This window comes from Oribacterium parvum ACB1 (genome assembly GCF_000238055.2).
Classification (GTDB): Bacteria; Bacillota; Clostridia; order Lachnospirales; family Lachnospiraceae; genus Oribacterium; species Oribacterium parvum.
This window is the reverse complement of record NZ_KE148312.1, coordinates 793,905-810,487: the sequence shown is the minus strand read 5'-3', so window position 1 is coordinate 810,487 and position 16,583 is coordinate 793,905. Positions and strand designations below refer to the sequence as shown.

Here is a 16,583-nt window from a genome sequence, read left to right as displayed (position 1 = left end):
TTTCCGATACCTTAAAATAGATACGTTATATTGATGAATAAATATGGAATCCGTAAATTTCGCAAGAAAATATTTGCCTCACATATTTGTACATTAACAAAGGAATATTGAAGGAGGTAGTAACAGTGAACCAGCCATTGGCAATCGCCATTACCGTGATCGTGGCAGCTGTGGTAGGGGTCATCATGTTTATCCTCGGACAAAATAAAGAGCGGTCTATTTATGCAAAAACGGTAGGGAGTGCCGAGGAAAAGTCCAGAGAGATTATTGATGATGCCATCAGAACAGCAGAGAATAAAAAGAGAGAAGCCTTACTGGAAGCAAAAGAAGAAGCTTTAAAGGCGAAGAATGATCTGGATAAGGAACTGAAAGACAGAAGAAAAGAAGTTACTGAGTTAGAGAGAAGAATTTTAAAAAGGGAGGAAAGCTCCGAGAAGAAGGCGGCAAGTTTAGAACGAAAGGAAGCAGAGCTTTTAAGAAAAGAGGAAGGACTGCAGTCTAAAGAGGGAGAACTTGAGCAACTACATAATCAAAAATTGGTAGAGTTGGAAAGAGTATCCGGATTGACCAGAGATCAGGCCAAGCAGGAGCTTTTGGCGTCCGTGGAAGACAGTATCAAGCATGATACCGCTTTGATTATCAGAGAATATGATGCCAGAGCAAAGGAAGAGGCGGAAAAGACGGCAAGAGAATATATCGTGGAGGCTATCCAACGATGTGCGGCTGACCAGGTAACGGAATCTACCGTTTCCGTTGTGCAACTTCCTAATGATGAAATGAAGGGACGAATCATCGGACGTGAAGGAAGAAACATTCGCACCTTGGAACAGCTTACAGGAGTAGAGCTGATTGTAGATGATACACCGGAAGCGGTTGTACTTTCCGGTTTTGATCCGGTACGTAGAGAAGTGGCAAGAATCGCTCTGGAAAAGTTAATTGTGGACGGTCGTATTCATCCTGCCAGAATTGAAGAAGTGGTTGAGAAGAGTAGAAAAGAAGTAAATGATACCATAAAGGAAGAGGGAGAGTCCGCTACTTTGGAGCTGGGGCTTCACGGAATTCATCCGGAGCTTATTTTCCTTTTGGGAAGAATGAAGTTCCGTACTTCCTTCGGACAGAATGCGTTGCAGCATTCCATGGAGGTTGCACAGATATCCGGACTTTTGGCGCAGGAGTTGGGACTGGATACACGTCTTGCAAAGCGTGCAGGTCTGCTTCATGATATTGGAAAGGCGATTGACCATGAGGTGGAAGGAAGCCATGTTGACTTGGGAATCGAACTTTGTCAAAAGTATCATGAGCCGGAAGTAGTTATCAATGCGGTGGCATCTCACCATGGCGGAACAGAGCCGACATCCATGATTTCCTTTATTGTGGCAGCGGCAGATGCGATCTCTGCAGCAAGACCCGGTGCAAGAAGAAAGTCCTTAGAGACCTATACCAATCGTTTGAAGGAGCTGGAAGAGATTGCCAACTCTTATCAGGGTGTAGAAAAGTCCTTTGCTGTTCAGGCAGGTCGTGAAGTGCGAATCATGGTTGTTCCGGAAGAGGTCAGCGATGATGATATGACTATTATGGCAAGAAACATTTCTCAGCAGATTCAGGATCAGATGCAGTATCCCGGTGTGATTAAAGTCAATATTATTAGAGAGTCAAGAGCGGTAGATTATGCGAAGTAAGAGCTTTGGGCTTTCCTACATTATGGCTTAAGTAGAGCGGCACAAAGTCTTTAAGGGCTTTGTGCCGAATTTGTAATTCTTAAGGAGTATTACTCGCGAAGTGTGCAGTATCTTGTTTGTGGCAAGTATTGTTTGCAAAATCTGTGGTTTCTTTTGCATAAGCTATGTTGTGTGAAACTTGTGTGGAATTAGAACATGAGGTAAGAAATGGAAGAAAAGAGTAGAAAGGGTAGAAAGAGAGGAACAAAAAAACGTTCCCTGCTTGGATTTTTTGTAAAATTTTTCTTATCCATAGCAGCTATACTGACAGTTCTTTCCGTTGTGGGATTTGTTTTCTTTATCCAACCGGAATTGAGTCGTCTTCGAGGAATTGCGTATGAAAAGCTTGCAGGGAGCAATTTAAAGGATTTAACAAAACGCTCGGATACCGTGGTTTTGGATTATGAAGGGAAAACGCTGGGAACCATCAATGCCGGACATTTTGTCTACGTTACGATTGATCAGATTTCTCCCAATCTTCAACGTGCGTATATTGCACAGGAAGATAGAAAGTTCTTAAGCCACAATGGTGTGGATTACAAGGCTACATTAAGGGCTTTTGTGCAGCTGGTAAAAAATAAGGGAAAGATTACCCAAGGCGGATCCACTATTACGCAGCAGGTGGTAAAGAATACATATCTGACGGCGGAGCGGACCTATACTCGAAAAATTGTAGAAATCATCTTGGCACAGGAATTGGAAAAGCGTTACTCCAAGGCAGACATCATGGAGATTTATTGCAATACGAACTTCTATGGCAATAACTGCTATGGTGTAGAGGCTGCCAGTCAGTTTTATTTTGATAAAGCGGCAAAAGACCTGAGTATAGAAGAGGCGGCAACCTTGGCGGGAATATCGAATGCCCCCACTCGTTACGATCCTTTGCGTCATCCTGATAGGGCGGTTAAGAAGCGAAATCAAGTATTGAAATCAATGGAAACGGTGGGCTACCTTTCCGAAGAAGAGTATGAGAAAGCGATTTCTACTGAATTTACCATTTCAAAAAACACACAGAAGTCGACGGATGAAGATTATCTTAGTGCCTATGCTTTATACGCTGCAACGATTCGTATGATGGAGGTAAATCAGTTTCCCTTTACCTATCATTTTAAAGATCAGACGGAGAAGGAAAATTATCAGGAGCAGTACGAGGAAAGCTATGCATATTACAATAGGGAGCTTCGGGCGGGCGGATATACGATCTATACCTCTTTGAATCCGGAGATTCAAGCGCAGGCACAGGAAATTCTCGATCAAAGCCTTTCCAAATTCCAGGAAGTACAGGAAAATGGCAAGTTCTCCATGCAGGGAGCGGCTGTTATCATAGATAATAAAAGTGGATATGTGGTAGCAACAATCGGAGGTAGAGGAACGGAGGATAAGTACAATCGTGCTTATCTGAGTTTCCGGCAGCCGGGTTCTGCTATTAAGCCTTTACTGGATTATGCGCCGGCGCTGGATCTTGGGGTATTTCGTGCTGCAAGTTTGATTGATGACCATAAGTGGGAGGACGGTCCGTCCAATTCAGGTGGAAACTACCACGGGGAGGTCACACTCAGAGAAGCAACCAATCGCTCTTTAAATACAGTAGCTTGGCAGGTCTTGGAGGCTGTAGGAATCAAGAACGGATTAGAATATCTGGAAAAAATGCAATTTCTTGGAATCAGTCTCAGAGATTATGATGCAATGGCGGTTTCCATAGGAGGCTTCACAAATGGTCTTCGTATTGTTGACATGGCAAAGGGGTATTCCACTCTTGCAAATGGCGGAGTTTATGATGGAAAGACCTGTATTTTAAAAATAGAGTCGGAGAAGAACGGTGTTGTAGCGGATGAGAACAGTCTTCAAAGCACACAGGTATATAGTGAGGATACAGCGTTTATTATGACCGATATCCTGAAAGGAACTATAAATACGGAGTATGGAACCGGACGTGGACTTCAGTTGAAGAATAAGATGCCCGCAGCGGGTAAGACGGGGACCAGTAACGGCTCAAAGGACACCTGGTTCTGCGGCTACACCAAGTATTACAGTATGGCGGTCTGGGTAGGACACGATATGCCCGTGGAAATGCCGGGAATATACGGCGCAACTTATGCAGGAAAGATATGGAAAAATGTGATGGATACCATCCATGAAGGCCTTCCTGCGGAGGATTGGGTGCAACCCGATACAGTAGAAAAAGTTACGGATGAACAAAGCGGAATAATGGATTACGTTTCTTTAAGTGCGAAGAAAAAGGGAGAAGAAAGTCAAAAGAAGAAGGAAGAAAAGGATAATAAACAGACTGTAATGAGAGACTTGGAAAGATATGAAAATCTTAAGATTGCAAGTATCGAGGATATTTTTACAGCGAGAGCCCTTTTTTCTGAAATTCGGGAGCTCTTAAATGAGATTTCCGATGAAAAGTTTAAAGCGGAGTATCAGGAAAAGCTTTTTGCTAAGCAGAAGGAATTTCTAAAAATTGAGGAAGACCGGAAAGATGAAATTGAAGAATACTTAAAAAAGCAGGAAGAAGAGTCCAGTCGTAATGAGTCGATGGAAGAGAGTAAAGTAAAAGAGTCAGAGGATAAGACTTCCCGTAATATAAAGAGAGAGGCCTTTCTTTCTTCTCTTACCGCCCTGCAAAGCCTGGAATATCAGGATGGAGATACGGAAGCTCTTATTGCCGATGCAATAGAGCGCCTGAAAGACTTAAATGGTACGGAGGATTTTGCATCGCTTAGCCATCAACTGGAAAAAGCTATCAATCGAGTTCGAAAGCTTCCGACAAGAAGTTCGGACAGCGGTAGTTCAGGTGGAGGCTCGCCCTTTTATAACGGACCCGGAGAAGGGAATTTTCCCGGAGAGGCGGATAGTGAAAATGGACCCGGAGTAAGTCCGTAATATTGAGACGGAAGAAGGAGAGAGATGGAAGTATATAGGCTGGAAGCTGCGTGTAAGGATTACCTTTGGGGGGGAGAAAAATTAAAGAGCGAATATCATATTACTTACTCAGGGACAGCACTTGCAGAAGCATGGATGCTTTCCTGTCATAAAGATGGGGAAAGTCGGATTTTACCGGCAGAAGCACCATCTATTGATCCGTCACCGGCAGAGGGAAAGGAGAGGCTTTCTCTGTTTTTAGAGAGACACCCGGAAGCATTAGGGACAATAGCCGGACAATTTGCATTCTTTCCGATACTGATCAAACTGATAGATGCAAAGCTTCCTCTTTCTGTACAGGTCCATCCGGATGATGAGTATGCGCTTAAGTATGAGGGACAGCTGGGAAAGACGGAAATGTGGATCATCCTGGAAAGAGAGGAAGGCGCATTTCTTTATCTGGGTTTTAAAGAGGACTACAGTAAAGAAGAAATTCAGAAGGCAATTCAAGAAAACTATCTTACCGACTTACTCAAAAAAATCCCGGTAGAAAAGGGAGATGTATTCCTCATTGAGGCAGGAACAGTACATGCTATCGGTGCAGGAATTCTACTTGCGGAAGTACAGGAAAATTCAAATTTAACGTACCGCGTTTATGATTATGGACGGAAGGATAAGTATGGAAAAGAAAGAGAATTACACATTGAGAAAGCACTAAAGGTATTGCATACCGGAAGACTTGCAAAAATGCCTGCTCGGTTTACTTCGGAGAATATAGGAAACTGTGCATCTTCTGAAGGAATGAAAAAGCAGGAGAAACCTAGGCTGTCTTATATTGAACGTCTAGGATCTTGCAAATATTTTACGGTGGAACGGTTAAAGACCGCTTCGGAAGAAGTTTATAGGCGAAAAGTAAACGAAGATAGTTTTTTATTTGCAATGCTGGTGGATGGCAAGGCTGAGTTAAGTTGGCAGGAGAGCCCGGAATCACAAAATCCTATCCATTCTATAAAAGCGGAAAAAGGGAACGGATTTTTTATTCCGGCAGGAAGAGGAGAGTTGTTTTTTTCCGGAGAAGGAGAGTGGATACTCAGCTTTTTAGAACTATAGATAGAGACATCAAGGAGAGACTTTTTATGAAATTTGAGATTAAGGAATTACTCGTACTAGCTTTAATGACGGCAGTTATGGCAGTGCTGTCACCAATATCCATACCTGTCGGTCCTGTGCCGATTTCACTTGGTACATTTGCGGTTTGTTTAACGGTTGCGGTATTGGGGAGAAAAATGGGAACGATATCCTATTTGATCTACTTGCTTCTCGGCTTAATCGGGCTTCCGGTGTTTTCCAATTACGGAGCGGGACTTGGAAAGCTCTTGGGGCCTACAGGAGGATATCTTTTCGGAATGCTGTTTTTGAGCATTGTAGGAGGATTCGGTCTGGATCATTTCCCCGGACTTTTTGTTGTTCAGTACGCATTCTTCCTAATCGGCATTGCACTTTGCTATTTATTTGGAACTTTATGGCTTGCCAAGGTTCTTTCACTGGATACGGCAAAGGCAGTATCCCTTGGAGTGCTACCCTTTATTGTTCCGGATTGCATCAAAGTTTTTATTGCATTGAAGCTGGGTAAAAAGTTGCGCTCTGCAGTAAGGCTATGGAAAAACATATAGCACAATGTATAGAAATATACAGCGAATCCTATATATTACAATGCGTGATGAAGTGTGTGTAAAGTAGATATAGCAATCCATATAGTAGTGCATAGACGATAGCACGGATATAAATTATTGAAGGCTGAGTTTTCGTGAGAAACAAAGAGTAGGATAGAATGGAGTAAGGATGGCGGAACGCTTCGAAAGAACAGAGCTTTTGTTGGGTCGAGAAGCTATGGAAAAACTGAAAAAATCCAAGGTAATTGTTTTTGGCGTTGGAGGTGTAGGAGGCTATGCCGTGGAGGCCATGGCAAGAAGCGGAATAGGAAGAATTGATTTGGTAGACAATGATTTTGTCAGCCTAAGCAATATCAACAGACAGATTATTGCAACGGATTTAACAGTGGGAAAAAGTAAGGTAGAAGTGATGGCGGAGAGAATCCGAAGCATCAATCCTGACTGTGAAGTGCATTGTTTTCCGTGCTTTTATCTGCCGGAAAATAAAGATGAATTCTGTCTTTCCGACTATAATTATGTAATTGATGCGGTGGATACGGTAACGGCAAAGCTTGGCCTGATTATGGAAGCACATCGTCTGGGAGTTCCCGTTATCAGCGCTATGGGAGCGGGAAACAAACTGGATCCGACCGCTTTTAAGGTTTCGGATATCTATAAAACCAAAGTCTGCCCTTTGGCAAAAATTATGCGAAGAGAGTGCAAGAAACGCGGCATAGAGTCTTTGAAAGTGGTTTATTCAGAGGAAGAGCCTACTCGTCCTCTGAACAGAGAGGAAGAGAAGAAGAGAATAGACTCTTCTTCCCGCCTTGAAGAAGGGAGGACGTCTGCGTCTAGACGAGATACTCCCGGCTCGATAGCTTTTGTCCCTCCGATTTGCGGGTTTATATTAGGGGGAGAAGTTATAAAAGATTTACTGGGAAAAAAATAGTTCTGAAATTGTTGTGTCAGTAAGATATCTCCTTATTATCTTCCTTTAATTCGACGAAATTCTATTGTACGTAGTATAGAATTTGGGGAGTAGTGATGGAGCGAGTTCATAATGATGGACGGGATAAGAAAGGAATCCGCAGTTATACGCACTCCAAGAAGGAGAAGAGAAACCTTGCCCGTTTAGAGCTGGAAAAGCATATTGAATCTCATATCGAAGAAGCTATTGCAGAAAAACAGGTAAAAGTGTACTTGCAGCCCAATGTGCGTGGCTTAACACAGAGAGTGTGCGGAGCGGAGGCACTCTCCCGTTGGATTGACCCCAAATATGGGATGATTTATCCCGGTGACTTTATTTCCGTACTCGAAAAAACTTTAAAAATACATTTGTTGGATCTCTATGTTTTCCGTGAAATCTGTAAAAATCTGGGAGAAAGATTAGAACGAAAGGAAACGGTATTTCCGATTTCTTTAAATTTTTCGCGTTTGGATTTTAATATTGGCGATTTTTTGGATCAGCTGGAATCAATAGTAGAGCAATACCATGTACCAAAAAACTTACTGCATATTGAAGTGACTGAATCCGTGGTAATGCACAATGAAGGCTATATGAAGTATGTGGTGAAGAAATTACATGAGCTGGGCTATCAGGTTTGGATGGATGATTTCGGCTCAGGCTATTCTTCCCTAAATTTATTGAAAGAATTTGAATTTGATACTTTTAAGATAGATATGCGTTTCTTAAGTGATATGGGAAAGAAATCACTGATTATTATCTATTCCATTTTATATATGGCGAAGGAGATCGGCATACATACTGTTGCGGAAGGAGTGGAAACCGAGGAGCAATTTCGCTTTTTAAAGCATGCAGGCTGTGAGCGTATGCAGGGATATTATTTTGGAAGGCCGGAACCGATGGAAAACTGGCTTTCTGATTTGATTGAGAAAAATGGGGTAGAAAGCAGAAAGGAAGACTATCTTTTTGATCAAGTCGGACTGGTCAATATTATAAGTCCGACTCCGTTTGTATTGGATCGTTTGGATGATTCTCCAAATATTTACGGATTTGAAACAGTTATTCCTATAGCGGTTTGTTCTGAGACCGGGGGAAAGATATGCCATTTGAATTTCACTGAACCTTATCGAGATAATCTTTTGGACCTGGGCTATGCCGGAACTCATGACTTTCAGGATGCCTTAAACAACAGAAAAGTTTTGCTTGCGGAGAAAATACGAGATATTATGATGCTCGCAAGAGATTCCATGGAAGTGGAATCGATGGACTTCATTTCTTCCGGAAAGCATTGTCATCTGCAGGCAAGACTTGTGACCAGTATGGATGAATGCTTTATCTATCTGATTAGGATTGATGTTCTGACAAATAATCGTGTGTTCCGAAAGATTAAAGATATGAATGATACTCTTCGTACACTGTATTCAGTTTATGATATGGTCATTCTATTGAACCTAAGAAGCGATACTTTACTGCCGGTGTATATGTGTGAATTGTTTGATAGAATTGAAGAGAGTGACAATCTTTCCGCTGAAATCAATAAGTATGTCTATAAAAACGTACATCCTGAGGATAAGGAACATTGTAGGGCCTTTTTAAATCCTCAGGATATGTGGGAAAGACTGAAGGATTCGGAAGAGGGATTTTTATTATCGTATTTTAGAAGTAGAAACAAACACGGTAAATTTGTATGGAAACGTTTTGTTTTGGTTCGCTCTTATGATATAGGGGATGAAGAAAAAGTAGTACTGGGTGTCCATGCCTTAAGTATGGATAAGTTGTCTATACTTTTACAGGAAAGTAAGTCCTTCTTTTCTGAGGATTTCAATGAGGAATCGGAAGGAGCACTGGACTTCTTTAAGTAGAGAATAGCTTAGGAAGGCTTTGTTGTCCTCGTGCCCTTTGAAGAGATAAATAGAGCCAGAAAGTCCAGCGAAGCATAGAGAAAAATCGCTGTTTCAATCAATATGAGGAAGGGAAGATAGTCGTGTAATATAGAACTGCCTTTCCACAGATAAAGTAAAATCGGGAAAGCAATCATTAGGATAAGACCGAGCAGGACTTTTCTAAGTTCCTTTTTTGTACTATTCTTTTTTTTCACTTGTTTTTGTTCTTTAGATTCATAACGTATATTATCTATAGAGCGCAGTTTATCTTCTTTTTCTTTATTTTTGAAAAGATTTTTTAAGCCGAAGAGTAATTTGTTTTTTTTCTCTTCTTCTTTTTCTTTTCCTTTCTCTGTTTCTATATTACACTCACCTTCTACCGGCTGTGAAAGGGACATAAATTCAGAATTGTCCGGAGTAGAGGCAGTTGCATTTCCATCTATGTTTTTCATATAGTCTGCATATTTATAATCGGATAGATCCAGTTCCTGAAATGGAAGCGGATTTTTGAGAGACTTATTTTCAAAGGACTTATTTTCAAAGGACTTATTTAGGGAGATTTCTTCTATGGCATTCCCAAAGAAGTTTTTTTCGAGATTATTGAAGCGTTTTTCTTTTGTGTTGCTTGCCTTATCTTTTTGCGAATACAGAAGTTGTAAGATGGATTTAATTTGCAATGTTTCTGTTTTCTTTTTTTGGTGGAGCAGGTAGGCGGAAAGAATTGCTTGTTCATCCTTTTCATCAATATTATCAAAGATAAAGTCAATCAAATCTTTGATTTCTTCATCCGGATTTCCGGAAGCAGAGGGAATTAAAGGGAATAGAAAGCGGTTATTTTCAGCATCAAAGAATATTTCCTCTTTTTTCAATCCTAAGATTTCCGGAGAAAGAAGATATTCTTCCATCTGTAATAAAGTGCTGTGAATGGATTCAAACAGCGCAATAATATGTTTTAAATTCATCGGTTTTTCTGCGAAATAATCAACTATTTTTTCATAGGGGTAGAAATTATATTGAAAAATAGTTTCTGTTTCCTCTTGAATCAGGCGAAAGGGAAGAGTTCCCGGAATGAGGCATTGTTGAATGATTTTTTGTTCATGACTTTTTTCTTTCCACTCCATCCCGTGAAGATAGAGGTAGCTGTGTGTGAGATTTTTTTCAATTCTCAGAAAATTCCGAGGCATAGCTTTTCCTTTCTTGATGTAAAGTTTAAGAGGGGCTAGATTCTGTCTTACTTTTATCACTTTCCGTCTTTTTGTGGAGCAGTAAATCTTCCGCTACGGAGAAAAAACGGGTATAGAGTTCTACTTTAAAGAAGTCTTTATCTTTGTCCAAAGTATGACTGTTTAATTCTCGGGTAAATTCTTTTTCGCTTCTTTCCTTTATGGTTGTATGAAGAACAATGGTACTTTGGAGAAGCAAAACGATACAGACAAAGCTGATAAAAAGAACAAGACTGGTTTCAATACTGTGCATAATATTCCTTTCATTCGATGGAGCAGGAGAGTGGTGAGTGGTGTAAGTGGCGACGTATTGATTTTTTGAACAGCTGATTAGGAGGAGCTTTTTCTTTCGCTCTCACATTCATGCAGAGAATATTTGAATAAACAGGTATAATGCTCCGGGTATAAAACAGGGAATGAAGGGAAAGGAGAGTTCGTTCATCCTTTTCTTCTTTTTTCTATTGAGTAAAAAGAGCAGAATAGAAACAATAGCGGAGGAGAGCAGGGCGGAGAGAAAGAAGAAGAAAAAACTCATATAATTCATATATAGCGAAGAGCAGAGCAGGAAGTAAGCATCTCCCTCTCCCAGGGCGCCCTTAGACCACTTTGTAAAAGCTAGCATGAAGATTGAAAAAAATAGGGGATAAAAGCTGTATAGAAAGGGGAGCGTGAAGGAAAAGGAGCTTCTAAAAAAATAGTGCCATTCACTAAAAAGAAAGAAGGGAACTCCTACTATAAAAAATATCTGTATAAGATAGCGGGGCAAAGATTTGTTCCGAAAATCGTATACTACGGCGAGAAGAAAGAACAGAAAAAAACATAAGGACTTAAAAAACAGGAAAAAGAAAATATCTTGCATGGATACCTCCTGATGGAGAAAGTGAGTTGGAAGGACTTGGGGAAATAATTAGCCTCCACAGCGCGGACAGGCGTGTCTTCCTTCGGAAATTGCCTGCGATAGAGGGATTTCATGGACGGAAGAGCGCATTGCCGGACAATCGGTGCTACTGTGATACCTTCTTCCGGCCTCAGTATAATAAACTACGGCACTGTTTTTGGACGGTTTACAGGCTTTGCAAGGAGAGAATTTTCCTCCGTATTTTGCCTCACTTCCATCTAGAGCCACTGCACTACTGCGTATAAATTCGTTTGAGATGTAGGTACAGTCTCGGCTTTTATGGTAGACTTTAGAGGGACCGTCGATGACATACACTGTTTCCTCCTCTTCTTTTTCTTCTTCGGCATCTTTCTCCCACCTTGCTCCTTTTACTCCAATCCATGCTCTTCTATGTGCGATGATTTCCTGATAAATGGATTTTTTGTCGATAATGGAAAGGGGAATTAATTCTTCATATTCAAGGTCCAATAGAATTTCTTCTTTTGTAATTCGCGATTTCCAGCTGCGAATATTTTGCATTCCTTCCATATTCACTTCATTTGGAAGAATAAGATCTTCTAAGGCGGTTTCTCCAACGGCAAGTATTTCTTCAATGTTAGGAATATCCTGTACAGCGGTTTTCATGATGCCATAATGTTCTAAGTATTTATACATACTGATAGAGCGGGCATTTTTTTCCAAAATGGTAGAGATTTTAATGCTACGGTTTAGGATTAAAAGAGGCGTCATCAACATAACCATGGCTAGAATGAAAAGGCTTAGAGACAGAGAAGCTTCAATGGTCATGGAAGCGGAATAGGATTTCATAGAGACTCCTTTAGTGACTGAGATTTTTATATTTATAATCCGAGTGCAGGGTGAAGCGATATCTGCTATCACCGGGATTTACACCTATCATATCTAAAAATCCTCTATGATAGAGACTGTGCCTAGACTCTATTCCGGCATCGGTGGAAAGATAATATAAGCATTGCTTCATTTGAAAGGAAGCTTCTTTTTCTGAAACCGTAGTACGAATATTTTTCTCCATACAGTAGAGCATGGCATTGTTGATTTTGTCCTGATGAAGTAAGCCTTTTGTAAAGAGAAAAGCCCGAAGATAGTCAGTATAGGAAAAGCCTTGCCTCTCTTTTTTTTCATCTTCGCCGGATAATAGGGAAGAAAAATCCAAGAGCATACTAAGGCCAAGGTCCCAGGAATCTTCTCCATGCATTAGAGGTACTCTTTCGTCATTTAAAAGATGCTTTACATCCAATAAAGCTTGAGCAAAGGCCCATATTCCGATAACAAAGATACTAAAGACGGCTATCACGATAGGATTCGCTGTTGCTGCGAGAAAGCCGGTAACAAAGTTTTCCACTTCCTGCCGTTTCTCCGTATCACAGACGATATGGATAAAATTCATGGCTTCTCTTACTGCTAGAAGAGCGGTGACCTGCGCTGCGAGGTTCTCATAGTCGCTCTTTTTTCCGTGCAGTAAGTATTCCACCTCCAGTCCCTCTGCATTACTGAAAGGAATGGTGTTTCCATTATCCTCCTTGTGATAGGAGTGAAAGTAACGTAGGGAATATTCTCCCAATAATCCGACCTGCAAGGGGTTGGCGACGGATCCTGCCGTAAAAGGGGAGTCTGTGTAGCACTCTGTGGTACTGGGGCATTCCCTTCCTTTGGGAAGGAGTAATTCCAGGAGCTTCTTTTTTCCCAATTCTTGGATACTTTCGAGTATTTTTTTGTTTTTCTTATTGATTTTTGTGACGGAACCTCCGTATACAGGCATTTTGAGGTTTTGCCATTCTCCTGCAATACTTCGGTAAAAAGCATCGATTTCTGCTTGCAAGTCATCTTCATCTTCCTCCTCATCATCGTCTTCGTTTCTTCTTCTTTCGCGCTCTTCGCTAATATAGTCCTCAAAATTTTGGACGGTTTCTTCAATGTTTTGAATACTGCTACCGAGACTGTCACATTCTGCGGGGAAGAGGTCAATCATTTGGCGAACCTTTCCTCCTTCATTGACATATTCATCATAGCTTTGTAATTCCGATTCAATTGCACGGATTCCGTCTTCTTCTAAATTGACTTTTTCCAACTCGAAATCTTGTCGTAATTCCGCTATCTTTTCCTTAAGAATCTCTGCACGTGCATCATAACGCTGCACGGTGCTCTTTAATTGCTCTAAAGTGGAACGGAGAGAAGAAGAATGCCAAAAGAAACCGGAGGCATCCTTGCTATGGAGATCGGACAGGGATTGAGAATGAAGAGTGCTGCTGTTTTTACAACACTGATCAATGTCATTGATACAGTCTTCAAGATATTCCACATCATAGTGGTTTAAAACATATTTTTTCCGTAGACGTTGTATACTGTCCGCTTCCTTTTCTTTTTTACTGACTTCTTCTAAAAGAGAGGGAATATCTGTCCCGCTTTGTTTTTGTCCTATAAATTCCAAAGCATCTTTTGTGAGCAGTGCAGGGATATATTCTAAAACTTCTTCTTCGAAGTGATTTTGTTCTACGAGACTGCCCCTTCCGGAGAAGGAAAAATCATCTTTCACAACCTTTGCCGGAAAAAGATTTTGTGCCTCGGAATAGGGTTTAATAAATGTTTCCAATTCTTCCTGTAACAAGGCGTCATCTCGGTATTCCAGAGCATAGATACGGTAGTTTTCCCAAAGAGGCCTATGAAATTCAGAAAAGAGAGATTCCATGGCACTGTTTAAAGCAGTTTGCATATAATATCTTTGTGCGATTGTTCTTGCAGACTCCGTAATCGTCAGAATCAATGCGGCAATCAATACGAAGCTAAGGGAAAGAAATACCGTAATGGAGGCGGAAGACTTTCTTTTTATCATGATTTTTCCTTTCCATAAGAGAGGGGGGTTAGACGGATTTTGCGTTACTTTCGATTTTCTTTAAGATGTCATTAAGAACATTCTTAATTCTATCTCGGAAGATAACAACGAGGGATATAAGGACTACGATAATGAGAACCAACTCAATTGTTCCCAGTGCTTCATTTCCCTTGATTAAGTTCCGTCTCTTTTTCTTACATTGTTCCATGTGGGAAAAAAGCCAAGCGTCAAAGGCATATTGAGCCTTGACTAAGTTTTGTAACTGCATAATAACCTCCTTTTAGAAATGGCAAAATTGCCGGATAGCTTGCAACATGCAAGGCATGCTGTATATTACAAAGCAAAGAAGAGATTGCTGTTTGACAAGTTCTACTTTGCAGTAATATTGAATAAATATTTTTTTATCCCATAGATTGCATGGCAGGATAAATAATAATGAGCATGATGATAAAGAGCTGCATGAAGAGGGGAAGCAGGAGTTTGGTGCTTGCCTCTTCTCCGAGTCTTTTGGCTGTGGACTTTCGCATTTCGAAGGCTTCTTGCATTTCCACCTGTAATTGCAAACGAAGATGTTTACTTCCGTTTTTTCGGTTTTGTTCAATCACGCTGATAAGCTTGTTATAAGGACGTAGTGCAATCCTTTTGGAAAAATCAAGGTACGCTTTCCCTTCTCCCACATTGCTTTTTAATTGATTTAGCAAGGTGTGCAGTTCTTCGTATAAGGGATGGTTTTCCAGCCCGCATTGATTAACTAAGAAGCTGTATTGTTTACTGATTTCGGAAAAGGCATTTCGCAGAGCAAGTCCTGCACCAAGGTAGACAACCAGTTTGGATACCAGCTCGGAATAGTCAAGATTTAGGGAGTTTTCTCTCTCCTTTTGTTTTTCTTTTTTTTCTTCTCTTTCCTTTAGAGGGAGAAGAAGCGCAAGAAAAAGTCCAAGAAGGGGAATGAAGAGATAACGTCGAGATTGTTCTTCAGTAAAAATGATTTTCTTTCCTTCAATTTCCTGTGGTAGTTCCAGCTTGTCGCTTCCTCTGCCCTCGGAGTTTTGGGATGCTATTTTCTTTTCTAGGAGACTTCGTAAGCTTTCTAAAGAAGTTTTTTCTTCAGGATAGATTCGTATGGGAAAGAGATAGGTCGGAGATGAGTAGAGATAGTCTTCCGTAGTCCGAAAGTAATTCTCCAGCTCTGCATCGCCGGTATCTTCTTTGGGAGAAAGGATGTTGGTACTGAATTTTATTTCGAGCATTCCTTCCAGAATTTGATCCTGTTCCAAGAGCTCATGGTGTATTTTTCCCTTATCTCCCAAGATGGAGCGATAGTTTAGAATCAGATCTAAATTATCGTCTTCCGTGATTTTTTTAGTTCCGGTAATTAAAGCTGTAGGAGTAAAGCTCCAACTCATCTTGACATTTTCTTCAGGAAAATAATTTGTTAAATGAAGAGAAGTTTTTATCTCGTCAAAGCTTTCGTCCTCGGATAAAAGCAGGCTTTCGGATTTTTCATGCAGGGAGGAGAAAACTTGATCCGCTTCTTCCTTGGTATAAATTCTGGGAGAGACTTTGATATTCACATTTTCCTTTTTTTCGGGATTTATTCCCTCTACCTGAAGAGGGAGATTGTATTCGTTTCCGCCGATTCCTTCACGCTCCAAGATGTAACCGGATTGGATATGACCATCCTTTTGACTTTCCAAAAAGAGAAGAGAAGAAAGTATAAGAGAAACAATAAGGATGCCTGCCTGTTTTTTTATCATGGCTTCATCTTGGGAAGTGAAGAAGCGGAGTAGCTTATGCATGTAGGGAGTGATTATTTTCATTTTTTCACCGTGTATGAATTTGCAGAATTATATCGGAATCGAGATGATTTTTTGAGAAAGATAAATGGCAAAGAGATAAATAAGGAGAGCCACAGTCATGATAATCCTTCCCATAATGGAGCTGTATAAAATGGAAAAGAAATCCGGAGAAGAAGTATTGAGATAAAAGATGATAAAAAAGGGTATGCCGTTCATGATTTTTTGCTCAAAGCGCTTTGCGGCACTTAAGGTTAGGATTTCCTCTCGTATCGTTAGTTTGTCATGAATAATGGAACTGCTATGTTGAATGATTTCACACAGCTCTCCTCCGGACCGTTTTGCTACCAGAAAAATTTCTGAAAAATTATGAATGTCATCGAGTCCTGAACGAAAGGCAAACTGAGAGAGCGGTTCTTCTAGGGGACGATTCATGGAAAGGGCGTGTTTTATCAGTTTTAGTTCCTCCACCATATAGCTGTTTTCCCCTATTAGTGCGGAAAGGTCGGGAATAGTGGCAATAAAAGCATTTTCAATGGAATAGCCTGCACTAAGAAAGGAGCTTAGAATGGAAATCATCTCTTTAAATTGAAGCAGAAGTTGGTTTTGTCTTTTTTTTTCGAAGACCTGATCGAAGGAAAAAAGGAATAAGTAGAGAAAAAGGAATCAAAAAGAGAAAGAGCAGAAAGGAACGATAGAAGGTATAGCTGATGACAAGAAGCAGCAGTAAGGATTT

General features: G+C 40.7%; 14 protein-coding genes. 6 read left to right on the top strand and 8 right to left on the bottom strand.

From position 1 onward, the window contains the following. The first annotated feature begins 125 nt into the window (after positions 1-125). From rny to HMPREF9625_RS03675, 6 genes are all read left to right on the top strand, one after another. A complete protein-coding gene (gene rny / locus HMPREF9625_RS03700) occupies positions 126-1,679 on the top strand; it encodes a ribonuclease Y (protein ID WP_009535666.1) in 1,554 nt (517 codons plus the stop codon). Positions 1,680-1,886: 207 nt separating this feature from the next. Further along, entirely contained in the window at positions 1,887-4,604 is a 2,718-nt protein-coding gene (locus HMPREF9625_RS03695) for a transglycosylase domain-containing protein (RefSeq protein ID WP_009535665.1), read from the top strand. 24 nt (positions 4,605-4,628) lie between these two features. After that, positions 4,629-5,693 carry a type I phosphomannose isomerase catalytic subunit gene (locus HMPREF9625_RS03690; protein ID WP_009535664.1) on the top strand — a complete coding sequence of 355 codons (1,065 nt, stop codon included), beginning with the start codon at positions 4,629-4,631 and terminating at the stop codon, positions 5,691-5,693. Between the two features lie 26 nt (positions 5,694-5,719). Further along, positions 5,720-6,256, top strand: coding sequence for a biotin transporter BioY (locus tag HMPREF9625_RS03685; RefSeq protein ID WP_009535663.1), 537 nt, complete (start codon positions 5,720-5,722; stop codon positions 6,254-6,256). A gap of 169 nt (positions 6,257-6,425) precedes the next feature. Further along, on the top strand, positions 6,426-7,184 hold the full coding sequence (locus HMPREF9625_RS03680; protein WP_009535662.1) for a tRNA threonylcarbamoyladenosine dehydratase: 759 nt from the start codon (positions 6,426-6,428) through the stop codon (positions 7,182-7,184). Positions 7,185-7,279: 95 nt separating this feature from the next. Continuing rightward, complete coding sequence (locus HMPREF9625_RS03675) at positions 7,280-9,061, top strand: EAL domain-containing protein (RefSeq protein ID WP_009535661.1); 1,782 nt, start codon at positions 7,280-7,282, stop codon at positions 9,059-9,061. A gap of 8 nt (positions 9,062-9,069) precedes the next feature. Here the strand turns inward: HMPREF9625_RS03675 and HMPREF9625_RS03670 are convergent, their stop codons facing one another. From HMPREF9625_RS03670 to HMPREF9625_RS03635, 8 genes are all read right to left on the bottom strand, one after another. Beyond that, positions 9,070-10,266, bottom strand: coding sequence for a DUF6382 domain-containing protein (locus HMPREF9625_RS03670; protein WP_009535660.1), 1,197 nt, complete (start codon positions 10,264-10,266; stop codon positions 9,070-9,072). A gap of 25 nt (positions 10,267-10,291) precedes the next feature. Then, the gene (locus tag HMPREF9625_RS03665; RefSeq protein WP_009535659.1) at positions 10,292-10,558 is read right to left on the bottom strand and encodes a hypothetical protein; all 267 of its coding nucleotides are present in this window, start codon (positions 10,556-10,558) and stop codon (positions 10,292-10,294) included. A 108-nt stretch (positions 10,559-10,666) separates the two neighbouring features. After that, positions 10,667-11,164 (bottom strand): prepilin peptidase, encoded by a 498-nt coding sequence (locus tag HMPREF9625_RS11655; RefSeq protein WP_009535658.1) that lies wholly within the window; start codon positions 11,162-11,164, stop codon positions 10,667-10,669. A gap of 48 nt (positions 11,165-11,212) precedes the next feature. Further along, positions 11,213-12,010: a hypothetical protein gene (locus HMPREF9625_RS03655; RefSeq protein ID WP_009535657.1), complete on the bottom strand. Its 798-nt coding sequence runs from the start codon at positions 12,008-12,010 to the stop codon at positions 11,213-11,215. 10 nt (positions 12,011-12,020) lie between these two features. Beyond that, complete coding sequence (locus HMPREF9625_RS03650; RefSeq protein WP_009535656.1) at positions 12,021-14,051, bottom strand: DUF5702 domain-containing protein; 2,031 nt, start codon at positions 14,049-14,051, stop codon at positions 12,021-12,023. 28 nt (positions 14,052-14,079) lie between these two features. After that, positions 14,080-14,319: a Flp1 family type IVb pilin gene (locus HMPREF9625_RS03645; protein ID WP_009535655.1), complete on the bottom strand. Its 240-nt coding sequence runs from the start codon at positions 14,317-14,319 to the stop codon at positions 14,080-14,082. 133 nt (positions 14,320-14,452) lie between these two features. Continuing rightward, on the bottom strand, positions 14,453-15,871 hold the full coding sequence (locus tag HMPREF9625_RS03640) for a type II secretion system F family protein (protein ID WP_036569388.1): 1,419 nt from the start codon (positions 15,869-15,871) through the stop codon (positions 14,453-14,455). Positions 15,872-15,898: 27 nt separating this feature from the next. Next, positions 15,899-16,426: a type II secretion system F family protein gene (locus tag HMPREF9625_RS03635; protein WP_016361587.1), complete on the bottom strand. Its 528-nt coding sequence runs from the start codon at positions 16,424-16,426 to the stop codon at positions 15,899-15,901. Between the last annotated feature and the right edge of the window lie 157 nt (positions 16,427-16,583).

Bases quoted from the DNA above. Each gene is read 5' to 3' on its own strand.
- HMPREF9625_RS03690 (WP_009535664.1), top strand. From the start codon at position 4,629: ATGGAAGTATATAGGCTGGAAGCTGCGTGTAAGGATTACCTTTGGGGG.
- HMPREF9625_RS03640 (WP_036569388.1), bottom strand. From the start codon at position 15,871: ATGAAAATAATCACTCCCTACATGCATAAGCTACTCCGCTTCTTCACT.
- HMPREF9625_RS03645 (WP_009535655.1), bottom strand. From the start codon at position 14,319: ATGCAGTTACAAAACTTAGTCAAGGCTCAATATGCCTTTGACGCTTGG.
- HMPREF9625_RS03695 (WP_009535665.1), top strand. From the start codon at position 1,887: ATGGAAGAAAAGAGTAGAAAGGGTAGAAAGAGAGGAACAAAAAAACGT.
- HMPREF9625_RS03670 (WP_009535660.1), bottom strand. From the start codon at position 10,266: ATGCCTCGGAATTTTCTGAGAATTGAAAAAAATCTCACACACAGCTAC.
- HMPREF9625_RS11655 (WP_009535658.1), bottom strand. From the start codon at position 11,164: ATGCAAGATATTTTCTTTTTCCTGTTTTTTAAGTCCTTATGTTTTTTT.
- HMPREF9625_RS03680 (WP_009535662.1), top strand. From the start codon at position 6,426: ATGGCGGAACGCTTCGAAAGAACAGAGCTTTTGTTGGGTCGAGAAGCT.
- HMPREF9625_RS03685 (WP_009535663.1), top strand. From the start codon at position 5,720: ATGAAATTTGAGATTAAGGAATTACTCGTACTAGCTTTAATGACGGCA.
- HMPREF9625_RS03635 (WP_016361587.1), bottom strand. From the start codon at position 16,426: ATGATTTCCATTCTAAGCTCCTTTCTTAGTGCAGGCTATTCCATTGAA.
- HMPREF9625_RS03675 (WP_009535661.1), top strand. From the start codon at position 7,280: ATGGAGCGAGTTCATAATGATGGACGGGATAAGAAAGGAATCCGCAGT.
- HMPREF9625_RS03665 (WP_009535659.1), bottom strand. From the start codon at position 10,558: ATGCACAGTATTGAAACCAGTCTTGTTCTTTTTATCAGCTTTGTCTGT.
- HMPREF9625_RS03655 (WP_009535657.1), bottom strand. From the start codon at position 12,010: ATGAAATCCTATTCCGCTTCCATGACCATTGAAGCTTCTCTGTCTCTA.
- HMPREF9625_RS03650 (WP_009535656.1), bottom strand. From the start codon at position 14,051: ATGATAAAAAGAAAGTCTTCCGCCTCCATTACGGTATTTCTTTCCCTT.